Origin of the sequence: Micromonospora rosaria, assembly GCF_001567585.1 — a bacterium.
Taxonomy (GTDB): Bacteria; Actinomycetota; Actinomycetes; order Mycobacteriales; family Micromonosporaceae; genus Micromonospora; species Micromonospora rosaria.
Genome location: NZ_LRQV01000164.1, coordinates 1 through 13,248 on the forward strand (window position 1 = coordinate 1; position 13,248 = coordinate 13,248).

Below are 13,248 nucleotides of genomic sequence, written 5' to 3' on the forward strand. Positions count from 1 at the left end.
CGCGGCGGCGGGGACGGGCACGGGCGCGGCGGGGGCGGCGGAGAGGGGGGCGGCGGGCACGGTCGGGGCCGACGCCTCGGGGGCGACGGCGAGGCGGGCGCGGCGACGCCGCCGGCCGACGCCGCCGTGCCCGGTGCCGTACCCGATCAGGACGTTGCCCGAGCCGGCGCGCTCCTCCTCCCGGTAGGTGGCGTGCCCGGCGGGCTCCGCGCCGCCGGTCCCGGCCGGGGCGATGGTGATCAGCGGCTGGCCGACCGGGCGGACCTCCCCGGCCGCCCCGTGCAGGGCCACCACCCGCCCGGCGTACGGGCAGGGCACGTCGACGACCGCCTTGGCCGTCTCCACCTCCACCACGGACTGGTCCACGGTCACCGTGTCGCCGACCGCGACCCGCCACTCGACGATCTCCGCCTCGGTCAGCCCCTCGCCGAGATCGGGCAGCAGGAACACCTGTTCGCTCATGCCGTCACCTCGCTCCGCTCGGCACCAGCACGAGGACCGACCACGATGATTCGCCCGCTACGCGCGCTCATGCCGTCACCTCGCTCCGCTCGGCACCAGCACGAAAAGGGACCACGATGATTCGCCCGCTGCGCGCGCTCATGCCGCGTCGCCCTCGGTGAGCCAGCGCGGGTCGGGCTGGTCGTCGAACTGGAGCCGGGCCACCGTGTCGAGCACCCGGTCCACGCTCGGCAGGTGGGTGTGCTCCAGCATCGGCGCCGGGTACGGGATGTCCAGGCCGCTGACCCGCAGCACCGGGGCGTGCAGGGCGTGGAAGCAGCGCTCCTGCACCCGGGCGGCGATCTCCGCGCCGACCCCGGCGAAGCCCTGCGCCTCGGTGATCACCACGCAGCGTCCGGTGCGCCGGACCGAGGCGGTGACGGTGGCGTCGTCGAACGGCACGATGCTGCGCACGTCCACCACCTCCAGGTCCCAGCCCTCCTCCCGGGCCGCCTCGGCGGACTCCAGCGCCACCGGCACCGACGGCCCGTACGCGACCAGGGTGGCGTCGCGGCCGGGCCGGCGGACCACCGCCCGGCCGATCGGCTCGGTCCGGGCCGGCAGCGCCGCCTCCGCGCTGGAGAAGTAGAGCTTCTTCGGCTCCAGGAACACCACCGGGTCCGGGTCGTCGATGGCGGCGCGCAGCAGCGAGTACGCGTCGTCCACGGTGGCCGGGGTGACCACCTTCAGCCCGGGGGTGTGCGCGTAGTACGCCTCGGAGGAGTCGCAGTGGTGCTCCACCCCGCCGATCCCACCGGCGTACGGCACCCGGATCACCATCGGCACGCTCAGCGCGCCCCGGGTCCGGTTGCGCAGCTTCGCCACGTGCGAGGCGATCTGCTCGAAGGCCGGGTACGCGAAGGCGTCGAACTGCATCTCGACCACCGGCCGCAGCCCGGACATGGCCAGCCCGACCGCGAAGCCGACGATGCCGGCCTCGGCGAGCGGGGTGTCGAAGCAGCGCTTGTCGCCGAAGCGGGCCTGGAGCCCGTCGGTGATCCGGAAGACGCCGCCGAGCTGCCCGACGTCCTCGCCGAAGACCAGCACCCGCTCGTCGTCGGCCATCGCGTCGGCGAGCGCGGCGTTGAGCGCCTTCGCCATCGTGGTGGCGGCCATCAGCGCGTCCCCCGCTCGTCGTCGGCCGCCGCGGCGGCCAGTTCGGCGCGAACCTGCTCACGCTGCTCGACGAGCTGCGGGGTGGGTTCGGCGTAGACGTGCTCGAAGAGGCTCAGCGGGTCCACCGTCGGGGTGTCGTGCATCCGTTCCCGCAGCCGGGCGGCGTACGCCTCGGCCTCCTCGGCGACCGCCGCGACGGTGGCGTCGTCGAGCCCGTCGGTGGCCCGCAGGTACGCCTCCAGCCGGGCGACCGGGTCCCGGTCCCGCCAGGCGTCGACCTCGGCCCCGTCCCGGTAGCGGGTGGCGTCGTCGGCGTTGGTGTGCGGCTCCATCCGGTACGTGTGCGCCTCGACCAGGTACGGACCGTGCCCGGCGCGGGCGTGCGCGACGGCCCGGGTGAGCACGGCCAGCACCGCCGCCGGGTCGTTGCCGTCGACCTGCTCGCTGGGCACCCCGTAGCCGACGCCCTTGTGGGCCAGGGTCGGGGCGGCGGTCTGCCGGGACAGCGGGACGCTGATCGCGTACTTGTTGTTCTGCACCAGGTAGACCACGGGCGCCTTGAACACGGCGGCGAAGTTGAGCCCCTCGTGGAAGTCGCCCTCGCTGGTCGCGCCGTCGCCGATGTAGACGAAGGCGACGGTGTCGCGGCCCTGGAGGGACTCGCCGTGGGCGACGCCGGCCGCGTGTACGCACTGGGTGGCCAGCGGGGTGCACTGCGGGGCGGTCCGGCGGGCCGCCGGGTCGTACCCGCAGTGCCAGTCGCCGCGCAGCAGGGTGAGCACCTCGACCGGGTCCAGGCCCCGGCTGACCAGCGCCATCGACTCGCGGTACGTGGGGAAGACCCAGTCGTCGTCACGCAGCGCGAGCATGGGGGCGACCTGGCAGGCCTCCTGTCCCCGGGAGGACGGGTAGACGGCCAGCCGGCCCTGCTTGGTCAACGCGGTGGCCTGGGCGTCGAAGCGGCGGCCCACCACCATCCGCCGGTACAGCTCGCGCAGGACCCCGGCGTCGGGGACCGGGTACTCGGCGTGCGGGGGCAGCGCGCCGCCGGCGGGGTCGAGCAGTCGGACCGGTTCGGCGGCGGGGAGCAGACCGGCGGCCGGGTCGACGGCGGTGGCCGTCTTCTTCGCCGGGCGGCGGGTGCGCGGGGATGCCCTGCGGACCGCCTGGGGTGTGGTCGTCACGGCGGGGACCTCCTGGACGTGTGGTGGGCCTATGCTCCCCGCAGAGGATGATTGACTCAAGATCCGCCGGCAAGGCGGGACGAATGGCATACGACAGGAGTGAGGATGAGCCAGGAGACCGCCATTCCCGGGGACGGGACGGGCGGCCCGGGACGTTCGGCCGGGCCGTTGGACGAGGTCGACCGGCGGATCCTGGCCGAACTGACCCGCGACGGCCGGGTGTCGGTGCGGACCCTGGCCGAGCGGGTGCACGTCTCCCGCACCAACGCGTACGCCCGGTTGGAGCGGCTGCTGCGCGACGGCGTGGTCACCGGGTTCCGGGCGCAGGTCGCCCCGGAGCCGGCCGGGCTGGGCACCTCGGCGTACGTGGCGCTGACCATCGAGCAGAACACCTGGCGGGAGGTGTCGGCGGAGCTGGCCCGGGTGCGCTACATCGAGCACGCCGCGCTGATCGGCGGCGACCACGACGTGCTGGCGCTGGTCCGGGCCCCGGACAACGCCGCGCTGCGGGACGTGGTGCTCAACCGGGTGCAGAGCATCGCCGGGGTGCTGTCCACCCGGACCTGGCTGGTCTTCGAGGAGTTCGACGGGGCGCAGAGCCCCTGGGAGTGAGCCCCCGGCCGGTGCGGGGTCGGGGCCGCCGGGTGGAGCGGCGGGCCGGTCAGCGGGGCGCGGGCGGGGCGGGCAGGCCGGCGCGGTCGGCCAGGTCCAGCAGCGGCTGGAGCGAGTACCGCGCCCCGTCCAGGCCGGCGTGCGGGTCGCCCCGGTCGGCGAACCGGGCCGGCACGCTGACCACGTCGAAGTCCTCCGGCCGGGCGTCGTCCAGCTCGGCCCAGTCCAGCGGCGCGCTGACCAGCGCCGCCGGGGTCGGGCGGATCGAGTACGCCGAGGTCATGGTGTGGTCCCGGGCCATCTGGTTGTAGTCGATGAAGACCGGCCGGTCCCGCTGGTCCCGCCACCAGGTGGTGGTGACCAGGTCGGGGCGGCGACGGCGCACCTCGTGGCCGAGCGCCAGCACCGCCCGGCGGCAGTCGCCGAAGCCCCACCGGGGCTCGATGCTGAGGTAGACGTGCAGGCCCCGGCCGCCGGTGGTCTTCGGCCAGCCGGTCAGCCCCAACTCGGCGAGGACCGTCCGGACCTCGTGCGCCACCGGGACGACCCGGTCGAAGCCGACCCCCGGCTGCGGGTCGAGGTCGATCCGCAGTTGGTCGGGACGGTCCACGTCGCCCGTCGACACCGGCCAGGGGTGGAAGCGCAGGGTGCCCAGGTTCACCGCCCAGATCACCACCGCCAGGTCGTCCGGGGCGATCTCGTCGGCGGTCCGGCCGCTGGGGAAGGTGAGGTGCGCGGTGCGGACCCAGTCCGGGGCGCCCGCCGGCAGCCGCTTCTGGTAGAAGGCGTCGCCCCGGTTGTCCTGCCGGGTGCCGATCCGGACGCCGGGCAGCACGCCCCGGGGCCACCGCTCCAGCATGGTGGGCCGGTCCCGCAGCGCCCGCAGGATGCCGTCGCCGACGGCGAGGAAGTACCGCACCACGTCCAGCTTGGTCAGACCCCGCTCGGGAAAGTACGGCCGGTCGGGGTTCGAGACGCGGACGGTCCGCTGCCCGACCCGGAGTTCCTCGGCTGCCGCCATGCGACCACGGTACGACGCCCACCGGCACCGCCGGGGACGGTTGCCACCAGGCAGCACCGGACAGCACGGCGGCCACCGGTCGCGGGCGAGCGGCCGGGCGCCGGTGCTGCCGGTCAGGGCTTGCGGGCCAGCCCGCCGTACTGCGGCACCGTGGCCTCGTCGGCGTCGTCGGGACGCCAGCGGGCGCAGGAGACCAGGCCCGGCTCGACCAGCTCCAGCCCGGTGAAGAAGCGGCCGATCTCGGCGCCGGTCCGGGCCCGGATCGGCGGGGAGGCGTGCGCGTTCCAGAACGCCATCGCCGCCACGTTCGCCTCGCCGCCGAGCTCGACGGTGGGGTGGGTCAGGGCCAGGTAGCTTCCGGACGGCATCGCGTCGAGCAGCCGGCGCACTATCGCGACCGCCACCTCGGTGTCCTGGACGAAGTTGAGGATGCCCAGCATCATCACCGCCACCGGCTGGTCGAGGTCGAGGGTGCGGGCCGCGCCGGCCAGGATCTCCTCGGGACGGTGCACGTCGGCGTCGAGGTAGTCGGTGGCGCCCTCCGGCGAGCTGGTCAGCAACGCGCGGGCGTGCACCAGCACCATCGGGTCGTTGTCCACGTAGACGACCCGCGACCGCGGGTCGACGGCCTGGGCGAGCTGGTGGGTGTTGTCGGCGGTGGGCAGCCCGGTGCCGATGTCCAGGAACTGCCGCACACCCAGGTCGCCGGCGAGGTGCCGGACCACCCGGGCCAGGAATCGCCGGTCCGCGCGGGCCACCTCCCCGATGACCGGGAACATCGACCGGATCCGGTCGCCGACCGCCCGGTCCGACTCGAAGTTGTCCTTGCCGCCGAGCCAGTAGTTCCACACCCGGGCGTTGTGCGCCACCGAGGGATCGGGGCGCGGGGCCGTGGGGAGGGCGTCGACGCCACCGGCCTGGGACACGAGCACTCCTCTGTTGTCACGATCGCCCGGACAGCGTAACGGATCACGCCGGCGCGACGCCTCCACAGCGGAGGGTCCGCCGCGTCCTCGTCGGGCAGGCGGCCCCCGCCGGTGCCGTACCCGCGTCCGTCGCCGGCCCGGCCGGGGCGGCGACGGTCTCCACGTACCCCTTGCTGGTCTTCTCCGCGATCAGCCGGTCGTGGGCGGATGCGCGACGGCCGCCGACGGACGACACCGTCGGCGGCCGGGCCGAACGCGCGCGGTGACCGGGCGGCTGGTCACCGTCCGGTCACCGCGCCGTCAGCCGCTCTCCTGCTGCAGCCGGGTGGCCAGCATGCGCTTGCCCTGCTCGCCGGCCTGGCGGCTGGTGTCCTGGAGCGCCCGGAACCAGGTGGCCAGCTCCGTGTCGCCGCGATCCTCGGCGTCGGCGATGTACGTCTCCATCCGCCAGATGTGTTCCAGCGACAGTTGCAGCGCGTGGATGAGGTCGTAGTTCTTGTCCTTCACCGGGCTGGCCGGTTCCCTGACCATCGTGGCCACGGCGCACCTCCCCTTGGTGTCGGCTCCGCCTGCCATTAGCGGTTACCCGGCTGCGCCACCGTCACTCCTCCGGGCCCGGTCCGCCCGGTCACCCCGCGCCGTGTCGTCCGGGGTGTCCGGTTCCGGCCCGGCGCTGGGGTGGGGTCAGGCGGGTGGTGGGGGCAGGATGCGGCGGAGCCGGCCCGGTGGGATGGGGCGTTGCCGCCACTCCCTCGGGTAACCGACCGACACCTCCTCGAACCGGACCCCGTCGTGCCAGGTGGTCCGGGGGATGTGCAGGTGGCCGTAGACGACCGCGGCGGCGTCGAAGCGCAGGTGCCAGTCGGCGGTGGCCTCGGTGCCGCACCACTGGGCGAAGATCGGGTACCGCAGCACCCGGGTCGGCTCCCGCACCAGCGGGTAGTGGTTGACCAGCACGGTGGGCAGGGCCCCGTCCCGCTCGGCCAGCCGGCGTTCGGTCAGGGCCAGCCGGGCCGCGCACCACGCCGACCGGCTCGGGTACGGGTCCGGGTGGAGCAGGTACTCGTCGGTGCAGACCACCCCGACCCGGTGCGCCTCGGCCAGCGCCGCCTCCGGGGTGTCCAGCCCCTCCGGACGCCAACTGTGGTCGTAGAGCAGGAACAGGGGCGCGACCAGCACCGGCCCGCCGACGCCGGTCCAGACCGGGTACGGGTCCTCCGGGGTGACCACGCCCAGGGCCCGGCACCGCTGCACCAGGTGCTCGTAGCGCGCGACGCCACGCAGCGTGACGGGATCCCCCGGCGGGGTCCACAGCTCGTGGTTGCCCGGCGCCCAGACGACCTTCGCGAACCGGTCGGCCAGCAGCCCGAGGGCCCACTCGACGTCGGCCACCGTGTCGGCGACGTCCCCGGCGACCAGCAGCCAGTCGCCCGGTCGCTCTGGGTGCAGCGCCTCGACGATGGCCCGGTTCTCCGGGTGGCCGATGTGCAGATCGCTGATGGCGAGCAACCGCGCGCCCTGGTCCCCCGCCATGCCAGCGATCCTAGGCAATGGAGCCCCCGCCCGCGACCCCCCGACGACCGGGCCGGGCCACGGCCGTCGTGAGGTGTGCCGGACCGGTCGGGACGGACCCGGTAGGATCACCACGGGCCGTGACTGGCGCGTGAAGATGGAGAACCATCGGGGAGCGGTCCCGTCATCAGGACGCATGCCGAGCGCCTGGGCCTTCCCGTACGTCCTGAGGAGGTCGCATGTCGTCGTCCACCGCCGAGTCCACCGCGTTCCGCAGCGCGCTTGAGGTGATCCGCGCCGTCGAGCCCCGGGTGGCCGACGCGATCGGCGCGGAGCTGACCGACCAGCGCGAGTCGCTCAAGCTGATCGCCAGCGAGAACTACGCCTCCCCGGCCACCCTGCTGGCGATGGGGAACTGGTTCAGCGACAAGTACGCCGAGGGCACCGTGGGCCGCCGCTTCTACGCCGGCTGCCAGAACGTCGACACCGTCGAGGCGCTCGCCGCCGAGCACGCCCGGGAGCTGTTCGGGGCGGCGCACGCGTACGTGCAGCCGCACTCGGGCATCGACGCCAACCTGGTCGCGTTCTGGGCGGTGCTGGCCGACCGGGTGGAGGCCCCGGCCCTGCGCAAGGCCCAGGCCAGGCACGTCAACGACCTGACCGAGCAGGACTGGTACACCCTGCGCCGGGAGCTGGGCAACCAGCGGATGCTGGGCATGTCGCTGGACGCGGGCGGCCACCTGACCCACGGGTTCCGGCCGAACATCTCCGGCAAGATGTTCGACCAGCGCAGCTACGGCACCGACCCGGCGACCGGGCTGATCGACTACGACCGGGTGGCCGAGGCGGCCCGCGAGTTCAAGCCGCTGATCCTGGTCGGTGGCTACTCCGCGTACCCCCGGAAGGTCAACTTCCGGATCCTGCGGGAGATCGCCGACTCCGTCGGCGCCACCTTCATGGTCGACATGGCCCACTTCGCCGGCCTGGTCGCCGGGAAGGTCTTCACCGGCGACTTCGACCCGGTGCCGCACGCGCACATCGTCACCACCACCACCCACAAGTCGCTGCGCGGTCCGCGCGGCGGCATGGTGCTCTGCGGGCCGGAGCTGGCCGACCAGGTCGACCGGGGCTGCCCGATGGTGCTCGGCGGCCCGCTGCCGCACGTGATGGCCGCCAAGGCGGTCGCCCTGGCCGAGGCCCGGCAGCCCGCCTTCGCCGACTACGCCCAGCGGATCGTGGACAACGCGCAGGCCCTCGCCGACGGGCTGCTGCGCCGGGGCGCGAAGCTGGTCACCGGCGGCACCGACAACCACCTGGTGCTCATCGACGTCACCTCCTACGGGCTGACCGGCCGGCAGGCCGAGCAGGCGCTGCTCGACTCGGGCATCGTCACCAACCGCAACGCGGTCCCCCAGGACCCGAACGGGGCCTGGTACACCTCCGGCGTCCGGATCGGCACCCCGGCGCTGACCACCCGGGGCCTCGGCACCGCCGAGATGGACGCCACCGCCGAGCTGATCCACACGGTGCTCGCCCAGACCACCCCCGGCACCAACGCCGACGGCACCGGCTCCAAGGCCAAGTACGTCCTGGACCCCGCCCTCGCCGACAAGGTCAGCCACCAGGCCACCGACCTGCTCGCCGGCTTCCCCCTCTACCCCACCGTCTCCCTCGGCTGACGCCTGCCTCCCCTGCGCCGGGCACCGCCCGGCTCCGGACGGTGATCAAGGGGTTTGCGGCGGCGACCGGCTCGGGTCGCACCGCAAACCCCTTGATCGTTCGGGTGGGTGGGTGGGAGCGGGGCTCAGGCCAGGGGGCGCTTGAGGTGGTAGCGGTGGACCTCGGTGCTGCCCTGGACGTTGTTCACGTCCTCGGCGGCGGTGACCAGCTCCCAGCCCTGCCGGCCGACCCGGTTCAGGTGGGCGACGGCGGTGTCGCCGTACGCGGTGACGTCGGTGCGTGAACCGTCGGGGCCGTACCAGATGAACGAGACGCTGAAACTGCGGCCCTGTCCCTGGTACCGGCGGACCAGCAAGGCGTATTCCCAGGCAACCATCGGTCCATTATCGCCGTCCACAGCGGACCGGGGAACCACCGGGTCACCGCGTGCCGCATCCCGACAGCGGTCCGTCACCGCAGCGCCGCACCGGGCCGCCGCTCACCCGCCGCCGGTGACCACCACCGGGGCCGGGTCGGCCCGGATGACCGAGGTGACCGGCTCGGGGGTCTGGGCGTGCACGACGAAGCGCAGCGACCGGGCGTCGGTGAAGCACTCCCGCATCGGCCGGACCAGGTCCCGGTGCTCGGGGCTGCGTTCCCACGCCTCGAAGTCGGCCAGCCGGGCCCACTCGCTGGTGATCAGCCACTGCTCCGGGTCGGTGGCGCAGCGGCAGACCTGGTCGACCAGGTGACCGGGGACACCCTCGGCGACCAGGTGCCGTACCGCCTCGTACGCCCGCAGGAAGTCCCCGGTGCGCTCCTGCGGCACCCGTACCAGGAAGACCACGCGGGCCCGGTGTTCGCTCATCGTTCCCCCTGTCGTGGCGGCGGCGCGCCGCGGAGCACCAGCGCGCTGTTGAATCCGTCGAAGCCCCGGGCGCCGACCAGCGCGACCCGGCTGCGCGGGCGGCGGTGCTCCCGCAGGAAGTCGAGGTCGCAGCCGTCGGCCGGATCCTCGGGGCCGGCCGAGGCCGGCAGGGTGTCGTGCCGGAAGGCGAGCAGCGCGGTGGCCACGTCCAGCGCCGAGCCGCCCTGGTGGGCCCGGCCGGTCAGCGGCTTCTGCGTGGTCACCGGTGGCGGCCGGTCGGCGAAGACGGCCCGCAGGGCGGCGGCCTCGGCCCGGTCGTACCGGGGCACCCCGAGCGCGTCGGGCAGCACCACGTCCACCTCGTCGGGGGTGACGCCGGCCCGGTCCAGGGCCAGCCGCAGCGCCCGCGCGTACCAGATCGGGTCGGCGGGCCCGGCCGGGTCGGCGGTGGCCGGGGTGGCCTCCGCCGGCCCGGTGTCGGGGCCGGCGGCGACGCCGGTGGAGGCGGTGGTGTGGCTGGCGTCGTGGGTGGCCGCCCAGCCGGTGATCTCGCCGTAGATCCGGGCGCCCCGGTCCAGGGCGTGCGCCCGGTCCTCCACCACGAAGACCGCGCCCCCCTCGGCCGGGACGTAGCCGCTGGCGGCGGCGTCGAACGGCCGGTACGCCCCGGCCGGGTCGGCCACCCCGCTGAGCAGCCCGGAGGCCAGGTGGCAGGTGAGCGCGTACGGGCTCAGCGGGCACTCGGTGGCCCCGGCGATCACCACCGGGGTGCCCCGGCGCACGGTCCGCACGGCGTGCGCCAGGCTGTCCAGCCCGCCGGCCGCCTCGGCGACCAGCACCCCGCACGGGCCCTTGAACTGGTGGTGGATGGAGAGCTGCCCGACGCTGGCCGCGTAGAACCAGGCGATCGACTGGTACGCCCCGACGGTGCGCGACGGCCCGCCCCAGAGCCGTTGCAGCTCCCGCTGGCCGAAGAGGTTCCCGCCGGAGGAGCTGGCCAGGGTCACCGCGTACCCGTACGGGTCGGGGGCCCGCGCGGGCAGCCCGGCGTCGGCCAGGGCCAGTCGGGTCGCCGCGAAGCCGAGGTGGGTCCACCGGTCGGTCTGCACCAGTTGCCGGGTGTCGGCGTACTCGCCGGCGGTGAAGCCGGCCACCTCACCGGCGACCGTGGTCGGGTAGCCCTCGGCGTCGAAGAGCGTGATCGGCCCGGTCCGGCGGGTGCGGTCGAGCACCGTCCGCCAGTGCGCGTCCGCGCCGATGCCGCTCGGCGCGACCACCCCGATGCCGGTGACCACCGCGCGGGCGCTCACGCGGCGCGCTCCGCCGCCGTGGAGGTCGGCAGCGGGCCGCCACCCCGGGTCGGCCGGCCGACCCGCCGGAAGATCATCGCGGACTGGAAACCACCGAAGCCGCTGCCGACCGAGAGCGCCACGTCGACCGGCACCTCCCGGGCCTCGTTCGGCACGTAGTCCAGGTCGCACTCCGGGTCGCGGGTGCTCCAGTTGGCCGTCGGCGGCACCACGCCGTACTCGATGGCCAGCGCGCAGGCCGCCATCTCGATGGAGCCGATCGCGCCGAGCGAGTGCCCGACCATCGACTTGATCGAGCTGATCGGCACCTGGTACGCCGCCGGGCCCAGCGCCCACTTGAAGGCGGCGGTCTCGTGCCGGTCGTTCTGCCGGGTGCCGGAGCCGTGGGCGCTGATGTAGGAGACCTGCCCGGGGTCGAGCCGGCCCTGGCGCAGCGCGGCGGCGATGGCCAGCCCCATCTCCACCCCGTCCGGGCGCAGGCCGGTCATGTGGTAGCCGTTGCTGCGGTTGGCGTACCCGGCGACCTCGCAGTAGACGTGCGCGCCCCGGCGGCGGGCGTGCTCGGCCTCCTCCAGCACCAGCACCGCCGCGCCCTCGGCGAGGACGAAGCCGTGCCGGTCGGCGTCGAACGGGCGGGAGGCGTGCGCCGGGTCGTCGTTGTCCGGGCTGGTCGCCTTGATCGCGTCGAACGACGCGACGGTGACCGGGGAGATCGGCGAGTCCGCCGCCCCGGCGAGGACGATCTCCGCCTCCCCGTCGACGATCAACTGATGGGCGTACCCGATGGCGTCGATGCCGGAGGTGCAGCCGGTGGAGATCACCTGGGCGGGCCCGTGCAGGCCGTGCCGGCAGGCCACGTCGGCGGCGAGGCTGCTGGGCACCAGCGCCGGGTACAGGTACGGCCCGCCGAGGCGGTGGTCGACCAGCCAGTGCCGGCCGGCGTCGCTGACCGTCACGTACTCCTGTTCCAGGGCCATGGTGCCGCCGACGGCGGTGCCGAGGACGACGCCGGTGACCGCCCGGTCGGCGTCGGTGAGGTCCAGGCCGCTGTCGGCCAGCGCCTCCGCCGAGCAGGCCAGCGCGAACTGGACGTACCGGTCGGCGCGGCGTCGCTCGGCCAGGGTGATCCCGGCGGCGTCCGGGTCGAAGTCGCACTCGGCGGCGATCTGCGACCGGTACGGCGACGGGTCGAAGAAGGTGATCCGCCGGGTGGCGGTACGCCCCTCGGTGATGGTCTTCCAGAACCGGTCCCGGGTGACCCCGCCCGGGGCGACCACCCCGACGCCGGTGACGACGGTGCGCCGCCCGGACGCCGCCCCGGTCGGCCCCGCGCCGGTCGGGCGTGGCGCGGTCACGCCGGGCTCCGCTGCGCCGCCACCTCGGTGTCGACGTGCCCGAGTTCCGGGCGGGGGGCGAGCGGTCCGAGGTGGAACACCACCTCGGCCGGTTCGTCGCCGGTGTTGCGCAGCCGGTGCCGCACGTTCACCGGCACGAACAGTCCCTCGCCCGCGCCCACCGGCACCGGCTCGTCGTCCAGGTCCACGGTGATCGCGCCGCGCGCCACGTACAGGAACTCCTCGCTGTACGGGTGGTAGTGCTCGGCGATGCGCTCCCCCGGTTGCAGGGTCGCCACGCCCAGGAAACCCGAGGTGCTGCCGACGGTCCGCGGGCCGAGCAGCACCCGCAGCTCGCCGCCGCGCCGGCGGTCCGGCGGCACGTCCCGCAGCGCGACGGTACGGGCGGTGGTCTCACTCATCGTCGGCTCCCGTCGTCCCGGCCCGCTCCCGGGCCACCCGCTCGATCCGCTCCCTGATCACCGAGAGCTGGACCAGGCTGTTGGTGTTGATCCGGGCGGTCATCCCGGCGTTGTCCAGCGGCGCCTCGGGGCGCATCGCGAAGTCCTGGATCCAGGTCATCCGGGTGCCCTCCGGCTCGGTGGCGTAGAGCCAGTGGATCCGCATGTACTCGAACGGCCCGGTCTCCACCCGGTGCGCGTGGACCTCCCGGTTGGCCCAGTCGGAGGTACGCTCGCTCACCCAGCTCCACACCGCGCCGTTCTCGTCGGGGTGCATGGTCAACCGGAACCGCACGGTGCGGCCGTCGCGTTCGAGGATCTGCACCGAGGCGTACTCGGTGAACAGGTCGGGCCAGTTCGCCACGTCGTTGGTGATGTCCCAGACCAGGGAGAGCGGGGCGGCGATGACGATGCTGTTCTCGGTGTGCCCGGGGGGATCCGGTTCCGGCTCCGGCGCCGCGCCCTCGGCGACCAGGTCGGCGACGGCCGGGATGCTGAGCTGGCTGGCCTGTTCGGGGATCTGCACCCGGTACCGGTCGGCGACCACGGCGGTCAACTCCAACAGGGCCAGCGAGTCCATGCCCAGTTCCTCCAGGGAGGCGTCGGGCGTACGGGCGGCGACGTCGGCGTCCAGGCCGCAGTGCGCCACCAGGATGTCGGTGATCTCCGCGGTCAGCGGCCGGCCACGGGTGACGGTCATCAGGCTCTCCTCTGCTCGGGGTGCGACGGTGCCGCGTCGCCGGT

Annotated in this window: 15 protein-coding genes and 1 riboswitch; of the genes, 2 read left to right on the plus strand and 13 right to left on the minus strand. The window is 74.5% G+C overall.

Features of this window, described 5'->3' with window-relative positions:
* From AWW66_RS28220 to pdhA, 3 genes are all read right to left on the minus strand, one after another.
* Positions 1-462: biotin/lipoyl-containing protein (locus tag AWW66_RS28220; protein WP_342671946.1), on the minus strand; the 462-nt coding region annotated here is incomplete at its 3' end.
* Between the two features lie 138 nt (positions 463-600).
* On the minus strand, positions 601-1,617 hold the full coding sequence (locus tag AWW66_RS28225) for an alpha-ketoacid dehydrogenase subunit beta (RefSeq protein ID WP_067372585.1): 1,017 nt from the start codon (positions 1,615-1,617) through the stop codon (positions 601-603).
* A complete protein-coding gene (gene pdhA, locus AWW66_RS28230; protein WP_067372622.1) occupies positions 1,617-2,834 on the minus strand; it encodes a pyruvate dehydrogenase (acetyl-transferring) E1 component subunit alpha in 1,218 nt (405 codons plus the stop codon). Before pdhA ends, AWW66_RS28225 begins: the two co-directional genes overlap by 1 nt.
* Before the next feature lie 72 nt (positions 2,835-2,906).
* Between pdhA and AWW66_RS28235 the strand changes: the two genes are divergently transcribed.
* Positions 2,907-3,413 (plus strand): Lrp/AsnC family transcriptional regulator, encoded by a 507-nt coding sequence (locus tag AWW66_RS28235; RefSeq protein ID WP_067372590.1) that lies wholly within the window; start codon positions 2,907-2,909, stop codon positions 3,411-3,413.
* Between the two features lie 49 nt (positions 3,414-3,462).
* Here the strand turns inward: AWW66_RS28235 and AWW66_RS28240 are convergent, their stop codons facing one another.
* The 4 genes from AWW66_RS28240 to AWW66_RS28255 form a co-directional block, all read right to left on the minus strand.
* Positions 3,463-4,434, minus strand: a complete 972-nt coding sequence (locus AWW66_RS28240) for a DNA polymerase domain-containing protein (protein ID WP_067372593.1) — start codon at positions 4,432-4,434, stop codon at positions 3,463-3,465.
* Between the two features lie 113 nt (positions 4,435-4,547).
* Positions 4,548-5,360 (minus strand): SAM-dependent methyltransferase, encoded by an 813-nt coding sequence (locus tag AWW66_RS28245; protein WP_067372596.1) that lies wholly within the window; start codon positions 5,358-5,360, stop codon positions 4,548-4,550.
* A 300-nt stretch (positions 5,361-5,660) separates the two neighbouring features.
* Positions 5,661-5,891 (minus strand): hypothetical protein, encoded by a 231-nt coding sequence (locus AWW66_RS28250; protein ID WP_067372625.1) that lies wholly within the window; start codon positions 5,889-5,891, stop codon positions 5,661-5,663.
* A 153-nt stretch (positions 5,892-6,044) separates the two neighbouring features.
* Entirely contained in the window at positions 6,045-6,893 is an 849-nt protein-coding gene (locus AWW66_RS28255; protein ID WP_067372599.1) for a metallophosphoesterase family protein, read from the minus strand.
* A 109-nt stretch (positions 6,894-7,002) separates the two neighbouring features.
* Positions 7,003-7,092, plus strand: a riboswitch (ZMP/ZTP riboswitch).
* A 19-nt stretch (positions 7,093-7,111) separates the two neighbouring features.
* On the opposite strand from AWW66_RS28255, the gene AWW66_RS28260 reads away from it, so the two are divergent.
* A complete protein-coding gene (locus tag AWW66_RS28260; RefSeq protein WP_067372602.1) occupies positions 7,112-8,551 on the plus strand; it encodes a glycine hydroxymethyltransferase in 1,440 nt (479 codons plus the stop codon).
* A gap of 125 nt (positions 8,552-8,676) precedes the next feature.
* Here the strand turns inward: AWW66_RS28260 and AWW66_RS28265 are convergent, their stop codons facing one another.
* The 6 genes from AWW66_RS28265 to AWW66_RS28290 all read right to left on the minus strand — a co-directional run bounded on the left by AWW66_RS28265 (position 8,677) and on the right by AWW66_RS28290 (position 13,204).
* Positions 8,677-8,928 carry a hypothetical protein gene (locus AWW66_RS28265; RefSeq protein ID WP_067372604.1) on the minus strand — a complete coding sequence of 84 codons (252 nt, stop codon included), beginning with the start codon at positions 8,926-8,928 and terminating at the stop codon, positions 8,677-8,679.
* A gap of 102 nt (positions 8,929-9,030) precedes the next feature.
* On the minus strand, positions 9,031-9,399 hold the full coding sequence (locus tag AWW66_RS28270; protein WP_067372607.1) for an antibiotic biosynthesis monooxygenase family protein: 369 nt from the start codon (positions 9,397-9,399) through the stop codon (positions 9,031-9,033).
* Positions 9,396-10,709 carry a beta-ketoacyl synthase N-terminal-like domain-containing protein gene (locus tag AWW66_RS28275; protein ID WP_067372610.1) on the minus strand — a complete coding sequence of 438 codons (1,314 nt, stop codon included), beginning with the start codon at positions 10,707-10,709 and terminating at the stop codon, positions 9,396-9,398. The genes AWW66_RS28270 and AWW66_RS28275 overlap by 4 nt, the downstream gene beginning before the upstream one ends.
* Positions 10,706-12,064 carry a beta-ketoacyl-[acyl-carrier-protein] synthase family protein gene (locus AWW66_RS28280; RefSeq protein WP_067372613.1) on the minus strand — a complete coding sequence of 453 codons (1,359 nt, stop codon included), beginning with the start codon at positions 12,062-12,064 and terminating at the stop codon, positions 10,706-10,708. The genes AWW66_RS28275 and AWW66_RS28280 overlap by 4 nt, the downstream gene beginning before the upstream one ends.
* On the minus strand, positions 12,061-12,465 hold the full coding sequence (locus tag AWW66_RS28285) for a cupin domain-containing protein (protein WP_067372616.1): 405 nt from the start codon (positions 12,463-12,465) through the stop codon (positions 12,061-12,063). The genes AWW66_RS28280 and AWW66_RS28285 overlap by 4 nt, the downstream gene beginning before the upstream one ends.
* Positions 12,458-13,204, minus strand: coding sequence for an SRPBCC family protein (locus AWW66_RS28290; protein ID WP_067372619.1), 747 nt, complete (start codon positions 13,202-13,204; stop codon positions 12,458-12,460). The genes AWW66_RS28285 and AWW66_RS28290 overlap by 8 nt, the downstream gene beginning before the upstream one ends.
* Positions 13,205-13,248 lie beyond the last annotated feature (44 nt).